Source organism: Pseudomonas sp. 28 E 9 (genome assembly GCF_900004785.1).
GTDB classification, from domain to species: Bacteria; Pseudomonadota; Gammaproteobacteria; order Pseudomonadales; family Pseudomonadaceae; genus Aquipseudomonas; species Aquipseudomonas orientalis_A.
In genome coordinates, this window is record NZ_CVTK01000043.1 from 265028 (window position 1) to 284188 (window position 19161).

The window sequence follows — 19161 nt, forward strand, 5'->3', positions numbered from 1 at the left end:
TCTCAATGGCAGGCAATGGGGCAATTGACCGTGAAACCCCGATGAGGTTTAACGCGCGCGCGACGGAACCGAGCGCGTGCGGCCGCTGCCGTCGATGGCGACGAACACGAATACCGCCTCGGTGACCTTGCGCCATTCGCTGGACAGCGGGTCGTCGCTCCACACTTCGACCATCATCTGGATCGAGCTGCGGCCGATTTCCAGGGCCTGGGTATAGAAGGACAACTGCGCGCCCACCGCGACCGGGACCAGGAATGCCATGCGATCAATGGCCACGGTGGCTACACGCCCGCCGGCCACCTTGCTGGCCATTGCCGTGCCGGCCAGGTCCATCTGCGCGACCAGCCAGCCACCGAAGATATCGCCAAAACCGTTGGTTTCACGTGGAAGTGCAGTGATTTGCAGGGCGAGATCGCCTTGCGGGATAGGATCTTCTTGTTCGAGTTCGATCATGCCGAGGGCCTCTGACCCGTGACGCTTCATGGGTATTTCAAGTGGATAGCCGTCTTCTGGAAAAACGTTTCAGCACCAACATACACCGCTCGATGCGTTTCTCGTAAGGCGAACTAAAGGGAAACTCTGCCAAATCGGCTGGATGGCGCCCAACAACGTTTTGGCACAGCAGCCCGTCAAGACTGGGGTTCCTGCGCTTGCACGGGCGAGTATATCGGGACGCTGGCGCGACGACGACCACCTGAGGCTCATTTGGTCGGTAAATAGACGCTGTATCGGGGCTTTTGCGCGCAACTGTTTTCATAGCGCTGTGCTTTTTCAGGCGATTTGCTATCTTGCCAGACCCGCCGCAAGTCACGGGCGTGCAGTCCTTTACGCTGATTACTATAAGAGAAGCCTTGCCATGTCCTCCGTGCCCGCAAGCAGTGCGCAACCGTCGCGCCCGCTGACCCGCAACGACTACAAAACCCTGTCGCTGTCTGCCTTGGGCGGGGCGCTGGAATTTTACGACTTCATCATTTTCGTATTTTTCGCCACCGTGGTCGGGAAACTGTTCTTCCCCGTCGACATGCCCGAATGGCTGCGCATGATGCAGACCTTCGGCATCTTCGCCGCCGGCTACCTGGCTCGCCCGCTGGGCGGCATCATCATGGCGCACTTCGGCGACCTGCTGGGCCGCAAGAAGATGTTCACCCTGAGCATCTTCATGATGGCCGTGCCGACCTTGATCATGGGGCTGCTGCCGACCTACGCGCAGATCGGCCTGTGGGCACCGCTCCTGCTGTTGCTGATGCGCGTGATCCAGGGCGCTGCGATTGGCGGCGAGGTACCCGGCGCCTGGGTATTCGTCTCCGAACACGTCCCCCCACGTCATATCGGCTACGCCTGCGGCACCCTGACCAGCGGCCTCACCGCCGGTATTCTGCTGGGCTCGCTGGTAGCCACCGCGATTAATACGGCCTATACCCCGGAGCAGGTTTCCGATTACGCCTGGCGGATCCCCTTCCTGCTCGGCGGTGTCTTCGGCCTGCTGTCGGTGTACCTGCGCCGCTGGCTGCATGAAACACCGATCTTCGCCGAGATGCAGCAACGCAAGACCCTGGCTGCCGAGCTGCCGTTGCGCGCGGTACTGCGTGACCACCGTGGCGCCATCGTGCTGTCGATGCTGCTGACCTGGCTGCTGTCGGCCGGCGTCGTGGTGGTCATCCTGATGACCCCGACCGTGCTGCAGACCGTCTACCACTTCAGCCCTACGGTCGCGTTGCAGGCCAACAGCCTGGCCATCGTGACCCTGAGCCTGGGTTGCATTGCCTCGGGTGCCCTGGCCGACCGTTTTGGTGCCGGGCGTGTGCTGGTCACCGGTTGCGCGTTGTTGCTGGCCACTTCCTGGACGCTGTACCACAGCCTCATGGCCCACCCGGACTGGCTTTTCCCGCTGTACGCGTTGACCGGCCTGTTTGTCGGCACCATCGGTGTGGTGCCCTACGTGATGGTCAAAGCCTTCCCGCCCGTGGTGCGTTTCAGCGGGCTGTCGTTCTCCTACAACGTGGCCTATGCCGTATTTGGCGGGCTGACGCCATTGGCGGTGTCACTGCTGATGAAGGAAAGCCCGATGGGCCCGTCCTACTATGTCGCCGCCCTGTGTGTGATGGGGATGGTGGTGGGCGGGTATCTGTGGAAGCGTTCCCGCTAAGCTTGATCGTTCCCACGCTCCCGCGTGGGAATGCCGCCTGGGACGCTCTGCGTCCCCCCGCTGCCGCAATACGCGAGCGTTGTGCAAATCCTCCCCCCAATAGTGGCCTTTCATCTAACTGTCACATTGTAGACATAGAGTGTTCACACGGCCTCTCGATACTTGGCCCCGATCCAACTATCCCTATCTGCTAGGAGCAAGGCATGAAACTGAAACGTTTGATGGCGGCAATGACATTTGTCGCTGCTGGCGTCGCGACCGCCAACGCGGTGGCTGCTGGCGTTGACCCGGCGATCCCGGCTTACGTCAAGACCACTGGTGTGTCGGGCAACCTGTCCAGCGTCGGTTCCGATACCCTGGCAAACCTGATGACCCTGTGGGCCGAGGGTTATAAAAAGGAATACCCGAACGTCAACATCCAGATTCAAGCTGCCGGCTCTGCCACCGCGCCACCTGCGCTGACTGAAGGCACCTCCAACCTGGGCCCGATGAGCCGCAAGATGAAGGACACCGAACTGGCGGCCTTCGAGCAGAAGTACGGCTACAAGCCAACCGCTATCCCGGTAGCCGTGGATGCCCTGGCGGTATTTGTGCACAAGGACAACCCGATCCAGCACCTGACCATGGAACAGGTCGACGCGATCTTCTCCTCGACGCGCTTGTGCGGCGCCAAAGCCGACGTGAAAACCTGGGGTGACCTGGGCGTGACCGGCGACCTGGCCAACAAGCCGGTTCAACTGTTCGGCCGTAACTCGGTATCCGGCACCTACGGCTACTTCAAGGAAGAAGCCCTGTGCAAAGGCGACTACAAGCCTAACGTGAACGAACAACCTGGCTCGGCCTCGGTCGTGCAGTCGATCAGCTCCTCGCTGAACGGCATCGGTTACTCGGGCATCGGCTACAAGACCGCCAGCGTGAAAACCGTGGCCCTGGCCAAGAAAGGCAGCACTGAGTTCATCGAGGACAGCGAAGAAAACGCCCTGAACGGCAAATACCCGCTGTCGCGTTTCCTCTACGTTTACGTCAACAAAGCCCCGAACAAGCCTCTGGCACCGCTGGAAGCCGAGTTCGTGAAACTGGTGCTGTCCAAACAGGGCCAGGAAGTTGTCGTGAAAGACGGTTACATCCCGCTGCCAGCCAAAGTTGCCGCCAAGGCCCTGGCTGACCTGGGTCTGAAAGAAGGCAACTAAGTAGCTGGGCTGGGTAAAACCGGCCTTTCTGTAGGAGCGAGCTTGCTCGCGAAAGACGATAGGGCAACGTGGTTATTCAGAAACGACGCGTTATCGTTGACGATCTTCGCGAGCAAGCTCGCTCCTACAGAAACTTCTAATTTTTTATCCGCTGCCAGCCCTGCTTCGCGGCGGATTTGTTGCGTCACTGCACTGTCATCTTTCTGTCATACAGGATCGCTAGGGTGTGCGCATGAATGATCTGGCCAATTCCACCATGACGACAACTTCTCCCCCCAAGCGCATTGATTTCAATACGCCTGAGCTGCAACGCAAGCGCCGCATTCGCGCGCTCAAAGACCGTTTGACTCGTTGGTATGTGCTGGTCGGCGGCCTCGCCGTTCTCGGCGCAATCACCCTGATTTTCTTCTTCCTCGCCTACGTGGTCGCGCCGTTGTTCCAGGGTGCTTCGCTGACCAAGGAAGAAGCGCTCACACCGGCCTGGATCCAGGACGCCGGCAAGCCGCTGATGATTTCTCTGGAAGAACAGAACCAGGTCGCCATGCGGGTTTCCGACAAGGGCCAGGCGCTGTTCTTCGATGTCACTACCGGTGCCGAACTCAAGCGTGTCGACCTGGCGCTGCCGGCAGGCGCGAGCGTAGTGTCGATTGGTGAAGACCAGCCGGGCAGCCCGCTGGTGATCCTCGGTTTGTCCAATGGTCAGTCCCTGGTGTTCCGTCACACCTATAAGGTGTCGTACCCGGACGGCAAGAAAACCATCACCCCGGCGATTGAATACCCTTACGGTGAAACGCCGATTGTTCTTGATGAACAGGGCCGCGCGCTGGAGCACGTCGCGCTTAACGCCACCGATTCGTCGCTCGTGGTCGCAGGTTCCGCCGGTTCGTACTTGAACGTACTGAATCTGAGCCGCGAAGAAAACATGATGACCGGCGAAGTTACCAGCGAGCAGAAGCGTATCGAGCTTCCGCAGATGACCGAACCAGTCAAAGCGATTTTCATCGACCCCCGCCAGCAGTGGTTGTACGTGATCAACGGCCGTGCGCTGGCCGATGTATTCAGCCTGCGCGACAAAAGCCTCAACGGTCGATACAAATTATTGGAAGACGGCAATGCCGAAGTCACCGCCAGTACCCAGCTGGTGGGCGGCATCTCGCTGATCATCGGTAACTCCAAGGGTGGGCTGGCCCAGTGGTTCATGGCCCGCGATCCGGATGGCGAGCAACGCCTCAAGCAGATCCGTACCTTCCAGATGGGCACTGCGCCCATCGTGGAAATTACCGCCGAAGAGCGTCGCAAAGGCTTCACCGCCCTCGACGCTTCCGGCCAGTTCGGCGTGTTCCATAGCACTGCGCACCGTACCTTGCTGGTCGATCCAGTGGTCGACGGCCAAGGCGTGTTCGGCCTGTCGCCACGGGCCAATCGCGTCATCGTCGAAGCCGGTGGCACGCTGCAACCGTTGCTGCTCGACAACCCGCACCCGGAAGTGTCGTGGAGCGCGCTGTGGAGCAAGGTCTGGTACGAGAACTACGACGAACCCAAGTACGTCTGGCAATCGACCGCCGCCAACACCGACTTCGAACCCAAGATGAGCCTGGCGCCGCTGACTTTCGGTACGCTGAAAGCCGCGTTCTACGCGATGCTGCTCGCCGCACCGCTGGCTGTAGCCGCCGCGATCTACACCGCTTACTTCATGGCCCCGAGCCTGCGCCGCAAGGTCAAGCCGGTGATCGAATTGATGGAAGCGATGCCGACCGTGATCCTCGGCTTCTTCGCCGGCCTTTTCCTGGCGCCTTATGTGGAAGGGCATCTGCCGGGGATTTTCAGCCTGCTGATGCTGTTGCCGATTGGCATCCTGGTGGCCGGCTTTGTGTTCAGCCGTTTGCCTGAATCGATCCGCCTGCGGGTGCCGGATGGCTGGGAAAGCGCGATCCTGATCCCGGTGATCCTGTTCGTGGGCTGGCTGTCGCTGTACATGAGCCCGTACCTGGAAACCTGGTTCTTCGGCGGCGACATGCGCATGTGGATTTCCCATGACCTGGGCATCACCTACGACCAGCGCAACGCCCTGGTGGTCGGCCTGGCCATGGGTTTTGCGGTCATCCCGAACATCTACTCCATCGCCGAAGACGCGGTGTTCAGTGTGCCGCGCGGGCTGACCCTGGGTTCCCTGGCCCTGGGTGCCACGCCCTGGCAGACCATGACCCGCGTAGTGATCCTGACCGCCAGCCCGGGTATTTTCTCCGCGCTGATGATCGGCATGGGCCGCGCGGTGGGCGAGACCATGATCGTGCTGATGGCCACCGGTAACACGCCGGTGATGGAGATGAACCTGTTCGAAGGCCTGCGCACCCTGGCGGCCAACGTCGCGGTGGAAATGCCCGAGTCGGAAGTGGGCGGCAGTCACTACCGCGTGCTGTTCCTCTCGGCGCTGGTGCTGCTGCTGTTCACGTTCATCATGAATACCCTCGCCGAGCTGATCCGTCAGCGTCTGCGCAAGAAATATTCGTCGCTTTAAGAAAGGTAGAAGTCTGTGAAACAGAACTCCCTGAATGGATGGTTCAAGAGCGGCGCCCCCGGCGTCTGGATCAGCGGTGGCGCAGTGTCCATCGCGGTCATCATGACCATTGGTTTGCTGGCGGTGATTGCGGTGCGCGGCCTGGGCCATTTCTGGCCGGCCGACCTGATCCAGGCCAACTACAGCGTACCGGGCCAGGCCAACCATATCGTCATCGGCGAAGTGGTGCAGAAGGAAGAAGTGCCGCGCGAGCGGCTGAAAAGCGCCGGCCTGCCGGTGCCCGACGAGGGCCCGGAGTTCATGACCCGCGAGCTGATCAAGGTCGGCAATCGCGACTTGAACGGTAATGACTTCACCTGGATCGTCGGCGAATGGTTGAAGGACCAGACCAAGCCGGTGCAGTTGATGACCATCGAGCGGCGTGAATGGGGCAACTTCTACGGCACCCTGGTCAACGTCAAGCAGGATGGCAAGATCATCGCCGAAGGCGAGGCCGCGTGGCCGGAGTTGCAAGCCCGTGTGGAGCGCGTCAACAAGCTCGCCGCCCAGCTCAAGAGCCTGGAAAAAACCGATATCGGCGCGATCAACGCCGGGCTGGAGCGCGTTCGCCTGCACGGTCGCAAGCTGGAGCTGGAAGGCAAGCTTGACGCCGCCGCCCAGGCTGACATGGACGCCGACCGCGCCGAGCTGAATGCCCGCTACCAGGACATCGAAGCGCGCCTGGCCGACCTGCACGCCCAATTCAACCGCGACGCGCTGACGGCCCGGGACGGCAACGGCAAGGAAATCGAAATCGGTATCGGCAAGGTGGTGCACGCCTATCAGCCGAACGCCATGGGCACCCTGACCAAGATCGGCTTCTACTTCAGCAAGGTCTGGGAGTTCCTGAGCGACGATCCACGGGAAGCCAACACCGAAGGCGGGATCTTCCCGGCGATCTTCGGCACCGTGATGATGACCCTGATCATGGCGATGATCGTCACGCCGTTCGGCGTGCTGGCGGCGGTGTACTTGCGTGAGTACGCCAAGCAGAACACCCTGACGCGGATCATCCGCATCGCGGTCAACAACCTGGCGGGCGTACCGGCCATTGTCTACGGCGTGTTCGGCCTGGGCTTCTTCGTGTACGTACTGGGTGGCTCGGTGGACCGGCTGTTCTTCGCCGAAGCCCTGCCGGCGCCGACCTTCGGCACGCCGGGCCTGCTCTGGGCCTCGCTGACCCTGGCGCTGCTGGCGGTGCCGGTGGTGATCGTGGCCACCGAAGAAGGCCTGGCGCGGATTCCTCGCACCGTGCGTGAAGGGTCCCTGGCGCTCGGCGCGACCAAGGCGGAAACGCTGTGGAAGATCGTGCTGCCGATGGCCAGCCCGGCGATGATGACCGGCATGATCCTCGCCGTGGCCCGTGCCGCCGGTGAAGTGGCGCCGCTGATGCTGGTCGGCGTGGTGAAGCTCGCCCCGTCGCTGCCGCTGGACGGCAACTACCCGTACCTGCACCTAGACCAGAAGATCATGCACCTGGGCTTCCATATCTATGACGTCGGCTTCCAGAGCCCCAACGTCGAGGCGGCGCGACCGCTGGTCTACGCCACCGCCCTGCTGCTGGTGATGGTGATCGCCACGCTTAACCTGTCGGCGGTGTGGATTCGTAACCACCTGCGCGAGAAATACAAAGCGCTGGACAGCTGACACGATCCAATGTGGGAGGGGGCTTGCCCCCGATAGCGGTGTATCAGAAACACATGTGCAAGCTGACACACCGCCATCGGGGGCAAGCCCCCTCCCACACTGGACCGCGCCATACACAGAATTTGAGTAAGCCGCCCCCGGCGGTTCAATGAAATGAATTGGTAGCACAGGGAGCATCCCATGCAACACGAAACCCATTCCCACGGCATCAACATGTCGGCCCTGGGACGCGACAAGCAAAGCCTGAGCCTGGCCCAGGAAACCGTGGCCATCGAAGTGCCGGGCCTGAGTCTCTACTACGGCGACAAGCAGGCGCTGTTCGACGTCAGCATGAACATCCCCAAGCAGCGCGTGACCGCCTTCATCGGCCCGTCCGGCTGCGGCAAGTCCACGTTGCTGCGCACGTTCAACCGCATGAACGACCTGGTGGACGGTTGCCGCGTGGAAGGTGCCATCAACCTCTACGGCACCAACATCTACCGCAAGGGCGAAGACGTGGCCGAGCTGCGCCGCCGCGTGGGCATGGTGTTCCAGAAGCCCAACCCGTTCCCCAAGACCATCTATGAAAACGTGGTCTACGGCCTGCGCATCCAGGGCATCAACAAAAAACGCATCCTCGACGAAGCGGTCGAGTGGGCGCTCAAGGGCGCAGCGCTGTGGGACGAGGTCAAGGATCGCCTGCACGAGTCGGCCCTTGGTTTGTCCGGTGGTCAGCAACAGCGTCTGGTCATCGCCCGTACCATCGCCGTGGAACCTGAAGTGCTGCTGCTCGACGAACCGTGCTCGGCCCTCGACCCGATCTCCACGCTCAAGGTCGAAGAGCTGATCTACGAACTCAAGTCCAAGTTCACCATCGTCATCGTGACCCACAACATGCAGCAGGCCGCGCGGGTGTCCGATTACACCGCGTTCATGTACATGGGCAAGCTGGTGGAGTTCGGCGATACCGATACCCTGTTCACCAATCCGGCGAAAAAGCAGACCGAAGACTACATCACCGGTCGCTACGGCTAGGAAGCCGTGGTTCTGATTGCACTGACGCTGCGGTTCTCCGCACCTTACCGGACGCTCCAAGGACGCCAACATGATTAGCAAAGAAGGCCTTACCCACCACATCTCCGCGCAGTTCAACGCCGAGCTCGAGGAAGTGCGCAGCCACCTCCTGGCGATGGGCGGCCTGGTGGAGAAGCAAGTCAACGATGCGGTCACCGCGCTGATCGAGGCCGACTCGGGCCTGGCCCAGCAGGTGCGTGAGATTGATGACCAGATCAATCAGATGGAACGCAACATCGACGAAGAATGCCTGCGCATCCTGGCCCGCCGCCAGCCCGCGGCTTCCGACCTGCGTTTGATCATCAGCATCTCCAAATCGGTGATCGACCTCGAGCGTATCGGCGACGAAGCCACCAAGATCGCCCGCCGCGCCATCCAGCTGTGCGAAGAAGGCGAAGCGCCGCGTGGTTACGTGGAAGTGCGCCACATCGGCGACCAGGTGCGCAACATGGTGCGCGATGCCCTCGACGCGTTTGCGCGGTTCGATGCGGACCTGGCGCTGTCGGTGGCCCAGTACGACAAAGTCATCGATCGCGAATACAAGACCGCCTTGCGTGAGCTGGCCACCTACATGATGGAAGACCCACGCTCTATCTCGCGCGTCCTGAGCATCATCTGGGTGCTGCGCTCGCTGGAGCGCATCGGCGACCACGCGCGCAATATCTCGGAATTGGTGATTTACCTGGTACGCGGCACCGACGTTCGGCACATGGGCCTCAAGCGCATGAAAGCCGAAGTTGAAGGCAGCGCTGATCTTATCCCTAATGTTCCGGGCGAATCTGACGATAAGTAAGGTTGCCCGAGAAATTAACGCCCGGCCATTGGTCGGGCGTTTTCGTTTGTGGCGAGCGGAATTGATTGCGGACGGGGCGTAATAAGTCCTAACGTGACTGCAGAGTTTTGGCAAAATGCCATCATGGGCATGCTGCCAGCCAAGGTTTTATAGGATGAAGGGTCGATGAGTAAAGTCAGTGTGTTGGTGGTGGATGACGCCTCGTTTATTCGCGACCTGGTGAAGAAGTGCCTGCGCAACTACTTCCCGGGGATCAAGATCGAAGATGCGGTGAACGGCAAGAAGGCGCAATCCATTCTGATGCGCGAGACCTTCGACCTGGTGCTGTGCGACTGGGAAATGCCGGAGATGTCCGGGCTTGAGCTGTTGACCTGGTGCCGCGAGCAAGCCCACCTGAAGGCCATGCCGTTCGTGATGGTGACCAGCCGCGGTGACAAGGAAAACGTGGTGCAGGCCATCCAGGCCGGCGTGTCCGGTTACGTCAGCAAGCCATTCACCAACGAACAGTTGCTGAACAAGGTCAAGCAGGCCCTGCACAAGATCGGCCGCCTCGACGCGTTGATCGCCAGCGCGCCGACCAAGATGAGCTCGGCGTTCGGCAACGACTCCCTGAGCGCACTGACCGGTGGCAGGCCCGAAGCCGTCAAGCCGGCGCCGGTGGCGGCAGCCCCGAATAAAGGCCTGCTCAACAGCGCGCCTGTTGCCGCTGTCCCGGCCGCATCGCCCGCCAGCGGCCGTGGCCAGGGCCAGTTGCGCCTGTCCAGCGGCACCCAGCAATGCGTGATCAAGGCGCTGAGCATCAAGGAGGCGTTGTTGGTGGTGCGTCGCGGTGAGGTCCTGCCCCAAGTACTGGAAAGCGCCGTGCTCGACCTCGAGCAGGGCGAGAATGCTGAAGTGGCACGCCTCAATGGCTACCTGCACGCCATCGTTGCCTACGAGCCCAGGCCCGACAGCGACTGGCTGCAACTGACCTTCCGGTTTATCGACCAGGATGCGCAGAAGCTGGACTACATCTCCCGCCTGATCGCCCGTGGCACCGCGCAGAAGCACTTTGTGCCGGGTGCGTGATCTACAGAGCACCGCCTGACCAATGTGGGAGGGGGCTTGCCCCCTCCCACATTGGTAGTCAATCCAGCATCAGCACCTTGGCCAGCACGATCTTCGGCCCTTTCATCTTCTTGATGATGATCCGCAAGCCTTCAACCTCCAGCACTTCTTCCTCTTCCGGCACCCGTTTCAAGGTGTCGTAGATCAGGCCGGCCAGGGTTTCGGCTTCGATGTGGTCCAGGTCGATGCCGAGCAGGCGTTCGACCTTGAACAGCGGCGTGTCGCCACGCACCAGCAGTTTGCCCGGCTGGTAGGCGAGGATGCCGCGTTCGGCTTTGCGGTGTTCATCCTGGATATCGCCGACCAGCACTTCCAGCACGTCTTCCATGGTCAGGTAGCCAATGATCTTGCCATCGGCTTCTTCCACCAGGGCGAAGTGCGCGCCGCCTTTGCGGAACTGCTCCAGCAACTGCGACAACGGCATGTGCCGCGACACGCGCTCCAGCGGGCGGGTCAGTTCGGCCAGGTTGAACGACTCGGGGATATGGTCCAGGGCCGCCAGTTCCAGCAGCAGGTCCTTGATATGCAACAGGCCCACGAACTCGTTGCGCACGGCGTCATACACCGGGTAACGGCTGAATTTGTGGCGACGGAACAGCGCCAGGATTTCCTTGAGTGGGGCGTTGAAATCCAGGGTGACCAGGTCTTCCCGGGAGTTGGCCCAGTCCACCACTTCCAGTTCGCCCATTTCCACGGCGGAGGCGAGTACGCGCATGCCTTGGTCGCTCGGGTCCTGGCCACGGCTGGAGTGCAGGATCAGCTTGAGCTCTTCGCGGCTGTAATGGTGTTCGTGATGCGGGCCGGGCTCGCCCTGGCCGGCGATGCGCAGGATCGCGTTGGCGCTGGCGTTGAGCAGGTAGATCGCCGGGTACATCGCCCAGTAGAACAGGTACAGCGGCACGGCGGTCCACAGCGACAGCAATTCGGGTTTGCGGATGGCCCAGGATTTGGGGGCCAGCTCGCCGACCACAATGTGCAGGTAGGAAATCACGAAGAAGGCGGCAAAGAACGACACGCCCTTGATCACCTCCGGCGACTCGACGCCTGCGGCGCCCAGCAACGGCTCGAGGATGTGCGCAAACGCCGGTTCACCGACCCAGCCCAGGCCCAGGGAGGCGAGGGTGATACCCAGCTGGCAGGCCGACAGGTAGGCGTCGAGCTGGCTGTGTACGGTGCGCAGGATCTGCCCGCGCCAGCCGTTGGTGTGGGCGATGGCCTCGACCCGGGTCGAGCGCAGTTTGACCATGGCAAATTCCGCCGCAACGAAGAAGCCGTTGAGCAGTACCAGGACCAGTGCAAAAAGAATCATGCCGAAATCGGCGAAAAGTGTCGCGAGGGTGATGCCAGGGGAAGGGTCCATGATGGGGTTTTGCAGGTTCCGTATGTTCAATAGGGGGAAAGCAGGCCTGAAAGGCAGGCGCAAGTCGGCCAATGTAGCGGCTGACGGGGCGCTTGCCTAGTGGCTGCTGCCGGGCGGGGCCTGGAATACATTGCCCAAATTCATGCAAAACCAATGTGGGAGGGGGCTTGCCCCCGATAGCAGCGTGTCAGTCAACACATCTGCTACTGATACACCGCTATCGGGAGCAAGCCCCCTCTCACATTTAAATTAGTGCCATGGCTGAGTTATTCGTCATTCCCGACGAGCTGCGAGCGCGTCACCTGCGTCGGCGGAAAGTGGCAGGTAAAGGTACTGCCATGCCCCAGCACGCTGCTGATTTCCAGGCGTGCCCGATGGCGCAGCAGCACATGCTTGACGATCGCCAGGCCCAGCCCGGTGCCGCCGGTATTGGAGTTGCGGCTGGAATCGACGCGGTAGAAGCGTTCGGTCAGGCGTGGCAGATGCTTGGCGTCGATACCGATGCCGGAGTCCTGCACGCTCAGGTGTGCCCCCTGTTCGTCGGCCCACCAGCGGATGCGGATGTTGCCCTTGTCCTGGGTGTACTTCACCGCGTTGAACACCAAATTGGAAAACGCACTGCGCAGCTCGCCTTCGCTGCCCTTGAGCAGCACCGTCGGGTCGGCGTCCAGCGTGATCTGCTGGCCGCGTTCGCCGGAGAGCGCCTGGGCGTCGTTCTTGATGGTTTTCAACAGGCTTTGCACCGCCACCGGGTGGTTATCGGAGGGGTAATCGGTGGCCTCAAGCTTGGCCAGCAGCAGCAAGTCATTGAGCAGGGTTTGCATGCGCGAGCCTTGCTGCTGCATCTGCTGCAGGGCGCGGCTCCAGCGCGGGTTGATCTCGTCGACATTGTCCAGCAGCGTCTCCAGGTAGCCGCAGATCACCGTCAACGGCGTGCGCAGCTCGTGGGAGACGTTGGCGACGAAGTCCTTGCGCATCTGTTCCAGCTGATGGATGCGGGTCACGTCACGGACCAGCATCAGGTGCTCGTTGTTGCCGTAGCGCGTCAGGTACAGCTGGATACGCACGCGGTCGTTGGTGGGCGAGGGGATTTCCAGGGCTTCTTCGTAGTTGTCCTGCTCGAAGTATTCCTTGAAGCGCGGGTGGCGCACCAGGTTGGTCACCGGCTGGCCGCTGTCCTGGGGCGTCTTGAGGCCCAGCAGGGTCTCGGCGGCGCGGTTCCACCATTCCAGGTTGCCGTCGCTGTCGAGCATGATCACCGCGTCCTTGAGCGCGGCGGTGGACTCCTGTACCCGGTCGATCACCGCCTGCAGGCGCCCGCGCACCCGTTGGTCGCGGCGCTGCAAGTGGTAAATGCTGTCGAACACTTCGCCCCACAGGCCGTAGCCGTCGGGCGGTGCTTCGTCGGGTTTGTGCTGGCGCAGCCATTCATGCAGGCGCAGCAGTTGCTTGAGGGTCCAGCCCAGGTACAGCGCGATGCCGATGGCCAGGCTCCAGCCGTAATAACCACTGATCAACCCGACCAGCAGGCAACCGGTGACGAGCAGGAGCATGTGGCGAATCAGGGTGCCATGCCAGTTTTGGTTCACTTGAACATGCGTCCTTGTCAGCTGTTAAGTCAGGCTCTTGAGTCTACAATCAGCTGGCTCAGCCCTTGGTGGAAAACCGGTAGCCCGTGCCGCGCACGGTTTGTACCAGATTCTCATAGGCATCGCCCAAGGCTTTGCGCAGGCGGCGGATATGCACGTCCACGGTGCGCTCCTCCACGTACACATTGCCGCCCCACACCTGGTCCAGCAGTTGGCCGCGGGTGTAGGCGCGCTCCTGATGGGTCATGAAAAACTGCAACAGACGGTATTCGGTCGGGCCCATCTCAGCCGGCTTGCCGTCGATGGTCACGCGGTGGCTGATCGGGTCCAGGATCAGGCCGTCGACTTCGATGGGGGCTTCGCCGTCGGTCGGGCCGGCTCGGCGCAGCACGGCTTTGAGGCGCGCTACCAGCTCTCGCGGGGAGAAAGGCTTGGTGATGTAGTCATCGGCGCCGACTTCCAGGCCCTGGATCTTGTTGTCCTCTTCGCCCTTGGCGGTGAGCATGATGATCGGGATATCCCCGGTCAGCTCGTCACGCTTGAGGCGCCGGGCCAGCTCGATACCGGAAGTGCCGGGCAGCATCCAGTCGAGCAGGATCAGATCCGGCTTGCGGTCGACGATAATGGCATGGGCCTGCTGGGAGTTCTCCGCCTCCAGGCAGTCGTAGCCGGCCATTTCCAACGCAACGGCGATCATCTCGCGAATGGGCGCTTCGTCGTCAACAATCAGAATGCTCCTGCCAACCATGCTCAAAAATCCTCTTTGTCATTTAACTGTCTTGCGCCGCATTAGATAACGGAATTATTGCAGTCGTGTGACAGTAATTTAGTCCCTTGGGCAATTCACGGCACTCTGGACTACCCTTTGGGTCCGAATCCTGACAACCACAAAAGGAAGGTTCCGATGACTTACAGCACGATTTCCTGGAAAGCCATGCTGGTAACGGCTGCGTTGACGCTGCCGGGCCTGGCGTTTGCCGCAGAACCTGCGATGACGAAAGACGGGATGCTGGTGGATCACAAAGGCCTGACGCTCTACACCTTCGACAAGGACGCCGACGGCAAGTCCGCGTGCAAGGACCAGTGCGCGACCAACTGGCCGCCGCTGAAGGCGGAGTCTACGGATACCAAGGCTGGCGACTGGACAGTGATTACTCGCGACGATCAGACCAGTCAATGGGCCTACAAAGGCAAGCCGGTCTACACCTACAAGGATGACAAGAAAGCCGGTGACAAGACCGGGGATGGCAAGGGTGGGGCTTGGCATATCATCAAGCCTTGACTGCGCGGCGCTGCTGAAATCATCGGGGGCAAGCCCCCTCCCACAGTTGATGGGTGAACACCTTAAAATGTGGGAGGGGGCTTGCCCCCGATGGCGTCGCTACAGCCACCGCAACCCTCTCAGCGAACCGCGTAATCCACCACAATCCCCACAAAAATCGCCAACCCGGCCCAGTGGTTGTGCAAAAACGCCTTGAAGCACTTCATGCGGTCCCGGTCCCGGGTGTACCAGAACTCCCAGGCAAAACAGCCTGCCGCCGCCAGCAGCCCCAAGTGAAACCAGCCGCCCAGCTCGAACCGAGCCCCGGCGAGCAACAGGCACACCAGCGCCATGCCCTGCAGGGTGAGAATGATCACACGGTCAGCATCACCGAACAGAATCGCGGTGGATTTCACGCCGATCCTCAAGTCGTCGTCGCGGTCGGTCATCGCGTAATAGGTGTCGTAACCCACCGTCCACAACAGGTTGGCGATGTACAGCAGCCACGCCTCGGCCGGCAGATGCCCGGTTTCGGCCGTGAACGCCATCGGCATGCCCCAGGAGAACGCCGCGCCCAACACCACCTGCGGGTAATAGGTGTAGCGCTTCATGAACGGATAGCTTGCCGCCAGCGCCAGCCCGCCAAGGGACAGCAGGATAGTGCTGGCGTTGGTCAGCAGCACCAGCAGGAAACTGATGCCCATCAGCAGCGCAAAAAACACCAGCGCCTCTTTCGAACTGATCTTGCCGCTGACCAGCGGACGTTGCTCGGTGCGCTTCACATGCCCGTCGACCTTGCGGTCGGCCCAGTCGTTGATCACGCAGCCACCGGCACGGGTCAGTACCACACCCAGCACGAAAATCACGATATTGAGCAGCGACGGCGAGCCCTTGCCGGCGATCCACAGCGCCCATAGCGTCGGCCACAGCAGCAGGTAGATACCGATGGGCTTGTCCATGCGCGTCAGTTGAATGAAATCCCAGGCCCTGGGGTTCAGGCGATTCAAGGATTTGAGCACACGTTGGTACATCAGCGGTTCTCCGGATGGTCATGCAGCACCTGCCACACACTCGGCAGGAAGACTTCCGCCACCAGCACGCTCAGCGCCCCGCGATCGAAGCGCGAGCGGCGCGCCCACAGCCCGTCGGCCTGGTCCGCAGCGGGTAGCCAATGTGCCGGGTAATGGCACACCTCGATCGGCTGACGGGTAAAGGCGCGGTCGCAGAACAACAACTCGCCCAGCGACCGGCTGCCCAGCTCATCCATATGCAAGCCGTCGCCCTGCAATGCCCCGCGAGACGCGACACTGCGGGCAAACACCCAGGGTTGGCCATGCCCGCGCAAATACACCTCGCGTACCCAGCCGACAGTGGCAGGCGGCAGGGCCAGCGCCGCGCATTCATCGTCGCGCAACGGTTGCCAGCCTTCGAGCAGCGGCGTCACGCTGAAATTGCCGGCGGACAGCCCTGTCAGCCGCCGCGTCAGCGAGCCTTCATCGAACAGCCAATCGAGGGTCAAGGGCGCAGGCATCGGGCTCAGAAGGCTCTGGGGCAGCCATCGGCAAGCATCGGAAGGGGCGATTGAGTGCGGCACGGCAAGTCAATATTGGCAGCAAAAGAGGCGGCGAGCTTACCATGGCGTCCTGAACTTTTGCCGGGCTGAACCCGCCGTTTAAGCCAATCCTACTTGCATCTGCCGGCTGCGATCAGTACAAACGCCCTGAGCCGAGCGGCAGCGCTGGTCTATCGACCGTCGGCCAAGATGCCTGGACCCTGAGGAAGTACGTAATGAAAAAGTGGCAATGTATCGTCTGTGGCCTGATCTATGACGAAAAAGATGGCTGGCCGGATGACGGAATCGCTCCGGGCACCCTGTGGCAGGACGTCCCGGAAGACTGGCTGTGCCCGGACTGCGGCGTAGGCAAAATGGATTTCGAAATGATCGAAATCGGCTAATTTGAAGTTTACGAAACTTACTGCAAGGAGAAAGGAATGAACTCACCTGTCGTGATCATCGGCACAGGATTGGCCGGTTACAACGTGGCCCGGGAGTTTCGCAAGCTCGACAGCGACACCCCATTGCTGCTGATCACCGCGGATGACGGGCGCTCCTACTCCAAGCCCATGCTCTCCACCGGTTTTGGCAAGAACAAGGAAGCCGATGGCCTGAGCATGGCCGAACCTGGCGCCATGGCCGAGCAACTCAAGGCCCAGGTACGCACCCACACCCGTATCAGCGGCATTGACCCGGGCCACAAGCGCTTGTGGATCGGTGAGGAATCGGTGACCTACCGCGACCTGATCCTCGCCTGGGGTGCCGAGACCGTGCGTGTTCCGGTCGAGGGTGATGCTGCCGAGCTGGTTTTCCCGATCAACGATCTTGAAGACTATGCGCGCTTTCGCGCCGCCGCTGCCGGCAAACGTCGCGTGCTGTTGCTCGGCGCCGGCCTGATCGGCTGCGAATTTGCCAACGACCTGATCCTTGGCGGCTATGAAGTCGACCTGGTCGCGCCGTGCGAGCAAGTCATGCCGACCCTGCTGCATCCGGCGGCTGCGGCTGCGGTGCAGGCCGGGCTGGAAGGCATTGGCGCGCGTTTCCACCTGGGGCCGGTGCTCAATCGTCTGCAACGCAACGCCGATGGCCTCGAAGCCCATCTGTCGGACGGCGAAGTGATCCAGTGCGACCTGGTGGTCTCCGCCATCGGCCTGCGCCCGCGCACAGACCTGGCGGCGGCGGCCGGCCTGCAGATCAACCGTGGCATCCTGGTGGACCGCCACCTCAAAACCTCCCACGCCAATATCTACGCCCTGGGCGACTGTGCCGAGGTCGATGGCTTGAACCTGCTGTACGTCATGCCCCTGATGACCTGCGCCCGTGCCTTGGCCCAGACCCTGGCCGGCAACGCGACCGCCGTGAGCTACGGGCCGATGCCGATCACCGTGAAGACCCCGGTCTGCCCGCTGGTGGTTTCACCGCCTCCACGCGGTAGCGAAGGCGTATGGAGTGTCGAAGGCGAGGGCGCCGACATCAAGGCCCTGTGCCGCGACGCCAGCGGTCGCTTGCTGGGCTACGCGCTGACCGGCAACGCCGTCATGGAAAAACTGGCATTGAATAAGGAACTTCCGCCGCTGCTGGCGTAAATGTCGGTCGTTCTGTCGGAATCAGCCTCTTCTTACCCGTAGAAAGGTCGCGGCGAGGCTGGCGGAGCGTGCGAGGGCATGCCATCCTCACTCCCGTCTGCCGCAGAGTAGAGCCTGCGGCGCCTTGGCGCTGCTCCACCAGAGAGCAGCACGGACATAACAACAAAAAACCGTCAAAGAGGCTTCACATATGCGTAAACCAGAACTCGCCGCCGCCATCGCTGAAAAGGCCGATCTCACCAAGGAACAGGCCAACCGCGTCCTCAACGCCGTTCTCGAAGAAATCACCGGCGCCCTGCACCGCAAGGACAGCGTCACCCTGGTTGGCTTCGGCACTTTCCTGCAACGCCACCGCGGCGCCCGCACCGGCAAGAACCCGCAAACCGGTGAGCCGGTGAAGATCAAAGCCAGCAATACCGTTGCGTTCAAGCCGGGCAAGTCGCTTAAAGACAGCGTCAACCCATAAGTTAAGCGGTACCGTCTCGAAGGGAGGCGGGGCGGTAAAGAAGATGGGCACGCCGACTGGGTTGGGTGCCCATTTTTTAATCGCGACGGTAATGCCGGTGACCGCGACCACTGCGCCAGTCGCTTGATCAGTCGCGGATCCTCAAGACAGTGGACAGGTCGCACGTTGCCGGGAAGTGGCGTGATCAGAACCCTTCCTTTGGCAGAACCTTCTTAGCCGTAGAAGTAATCGAAGAAGCGTTCGAAGTTCTCTTCACCCAGCAACGGGCTGACTTCTTTGGTCAACAATTTTACAAATTTGGGGGAAAGCTCGTCGTCATCGTTGTAAATGTCAAAAATGTCGAATTTTCCATGAACAATTTCTATAGTTTTGGCGAACGCCAAGAGGAAATCAGCCAGGGAGTCGGCAATCTTGAACGGCTCGACGACATCGTAGCTCGCCCACACCGAAGTGCCGGGAGTATCCGTGACGGCGATAACCGGTTTACCGCCGCCAATATCGTCCATGAAAACCAGATACTGGGCGGGCCAATTCCCGTTTGCCTGGGTCTTGTTCGAGTCGCCAGTCCATTTATAGCCAACTTGGCCGTCTTCCAAGCTGCTCAAGTTGAAGAAGCATATCGGCGTCAAACCGGTTTCAACTTCAACATCAACTGGCTCGCAGTTATCGTAGAAATAATCGGTCTCTGCCGAGCGCGGCAACGTCTGCGGCCATTTTGCATTGGCTTGACTGCGCTTTTCGAAGCGGCCTTCGATATCGAATATTTTGTGGACGCGGCGCAGTTCTTTAAATGCGTTGTCGAGGGCGCTCATGTTCTTCTCCAATGGGAAATCATTTACCACGGCCGGCTT

18 protein-coding genes are annotated in these 19161 nt (G+C 61.1%); 11 read left to right on the forward strand and 7 right to left on the reverse strand.

All coding sequences use genetic code 11. The features are described from left to right. Positions 1-48: 48 nt before the first annotated feature. Positions 49-453, reverse strand: coding sequence for an acyl-CoA thioesterase (locus BFQ00_RS12480; protein ID WP_003176975.1), 405 nt, complete (start codon positions 451-453; stop codon positions 49-51). A gap of 403 nt (positions 454-856) precedes the next feature. Here BFQ00_RS12480 and BFQ00_RS12485 point away from each other — a divergent pair, with 403 nt between their 5' ends. The 7 genes from BFQ00_RS12485 (at position 857) to BFQ00_RS12515 (ending at position 10454) form a co-directional block, all read left to right on the forward strand. After that, positions 857-2146, forward strand: coding sequence for an MFS transporter (locus BFQ00_RS12485; protein ID WP_065893025.1), 1290 nt, complete (start codon positions 857-859; stop codon positions 2144-2146). A gap of 203 nt (positions 2147-2349) precedes the next feature. Next, positions 2350-3336, forward strand: coding sequence for a phosphate ABC transporter substrate-binding protein PstS (locus BFQ00_RS12490; RefSeq protein ID WP_065883793.1), 987 nt, complete (start codon positions 2350-2352; stop codon positions 3334-3336). Between the two features lie 484 nt (positions 3337-3820). After that, positions 3821-5854 (forward strand): ABC transporter permease subunit, encoded by a 2034-nt coding sequence (locus tag BFQ00_RS12495; RefSeq protein WP_170827554.1) that lies wholly within the window; start codon positions 3821-3823, stop codon positions 5852-5854. Positions 5855-5869: 15 nt separating this feature from the next. Further along, positions 5870-7540 carry a phosphate ABC transporter permease PstA gene (gene pstA / locus BFQ00_RS12500; RefSeq protein WP_065933690.1) on the forward strand — a complete coding sequence of 557 codons (1671 nt, stop codon included), beginning with the start codon at positions 5870-5872 and terminating at the stop codon, positions 7538-7540. A gap of 180 nt (positions 7541-7720) precedes the next feature. Beyond that, entirely contained in the window at positions 7721-8554 is an 834-nt protein-coding gene (pstB, locus tag BFQ00_RS12505) for a phosphate ABC transporter ATP-binding protein PstB (protein ID WP_065883786.1), read from the forward strand. A 70-nt stretch (positions 8555-8624) separates the two neighbouring features. Further along, complete coding sequence (phoU, locus tag BFQ00_RS12510) at positions 8625-9386, forward strand: phosphate signaling complex protein PhoU (protein WP_057726096.1); 762 nt, start codon at positions 8625-8627, stop codon at positions 9384-9386. Between the two features lie 165 nt (positions 9387-9551). After that, positions 9552-10454: a response regulator gene (locus BFQ00_RS12515; protein ID WP_065883784.1), complete on the forward strand. Its 903-nt coding sequence runs from the start codon at positions 9552-9554 to the stop codon at positions 10452-10454. 58 nt (positions 10455-10512) lie between these two features. Here BFQ00_RS12515 and BFQ00_RS12520 read toward each other — a convergent pair whose 3' ends face one another. The 3 genes from BFQ00_RS12520 to phoB all read right to left on the reverse strand — a co-directional run bounded on the left by BFQ00_RS12520 (position 10513) and on the right by phoB (position 14190). Further along, positions 10513-11853: a hemolysin family protein gene (locus BFQ00_RS12520; RefSeq protein ID WP_057726098.1), complete on the reverse strand. Its 1341-nt coding sequence runs from the start codon at positions 11851-11853 to the stop codon at positions 10513-10515. Positions 11854-12119: 266 nt separating this feature from the next. After that, positions 12120-13406, reverse strand: a complete 1287-nt coding sequence (phoR, locus tag BFQ00_RS12525; protein WP_242527087.1) for a phosphate regulon sensor histidine kinase PhoR — start codon at positions 13404-13406, stop codon at positions 12120-12122. Positions 13407-13500: 94 nt separating this feature from the next. Further along, the gene (gene phoB / locus BFQ00_RS12530; RefSeq protein ID WP_003195617.1) at positions 13501-14190 is read right to left on the reverse strand and encodes a phosphate regulon transcriptional regulator PhoB; all 690 of its coding nucleotides are present in this window, start codon (positions 14188-14190) and stop codon (positions 13501-13503) included. A 156-nt stretch (positions 14191-14346) separates the two neighbouring features. On the opposite strand from phoB, the gene BFQ00_RS12535 reads away from it, so the two are divergent. Then, a complete protein-coding gene (locus BFQ00_RS12535; protein WP_065933692.1) occupies positions 14347-14724 on the forward strand; it encodes a COG4315 family predicted lipoprotein in 378 nt (125 codons plus the stop codon). 119 nt (positions 14725-14843) lie between these two features. On the opposite strand, the gene ubiA is transcribed toward BFQ00_RS12535, so the two are convergent. Both ubiA and BFQ00_RS12545 read right to left on the reverse strand, forming a co-directional pair. Continuing rightward, positions 14844-15734: a 4-hydroxybenzoate octaprenyltransferase gene (gene ubiA / locus BFQ00_RS12540; protein WP_065933693.1), complete on the reverse strand. Its 891-nt coding sequence runs from the start codon at positions 15732-15734 to the stop codon at positions 14844-14846. Further along, positions 15734-16297, reverse strand: coding sequence for a chorismate--pyruvate lyase family protein (locus BFQ00_RS12545; protein WP_065892302.1), 564 nt, complete (start codon positions 16295-16297; stop codon positions 15734-15736). Before BFQ00_RS12545 ends, ubiA begins: the two co-directional genes overlap by 1 nt. Before the next feature lie 194 nt (positions 16298-16491). Here BFQ00_RS12545 and BFQ00_RS12550 point away from each other — a divergent pair, with 194 nt between their 5' ends. The 3 genes from BFQ00_RS12550 (at position 16492) to BFQ00_RS12560 (ending at position 18310) form a co-directional block, all read left to right on the forward strand. Continuing rightward, positions 16492-16659 (forward strand): rubredoxin, encoded by a 168-nt coding sequence (locus BFQ00_RS12550; RefSeq protein ID WP_017476746.1) that lies wholly within the window; start codon positions 16492-16494, stop codon positions 16657-16659. A 36-nt stretch (positions 16660-16695) separates the two neighbouring features. Further along, positions 16696-17844 carry an NAD(P)/FAD-dependent oxidoreductase gene (locus BFQ00_RS12555; RefSeq protein ID WP_065933694.1) on the forward strand — a complete coding sequence of 383 codons (1149 nt, stop codon included), beginning with the start codon at positions 16696-16698 and terminating at the stop codon, positions 17842-17844. Positions 17845-18034: 190 nt separating this feature from the next. Then, on the forward strand, positions 18035-18310 hold the full coding sequence (locus BFQ00_RS12560) for an HU family DNA-binding protein (RefSeq protein WP_003213368.1): 276 nt from the start codon (positions 18035-18037) through the stop codon (positions 18308-18310). A gap of 212 nt (positions 18311-18522) precedes the next feature. Here the strand turns inward: BFQ00_RS12560 and BFQ00_RS12565 are convergent, their stop codons facing one another. Next, positions 18523-19122, reverse strand: coding sequence for a hypothetical protein (locus BFQ00_RS12565; protein WP_065933695.1), 600 nt, complete (start codon positions 19120-19122; stop codon positions 18523-18525). Positions 19123-19161 lie beyond the last annotated feature (39 nt).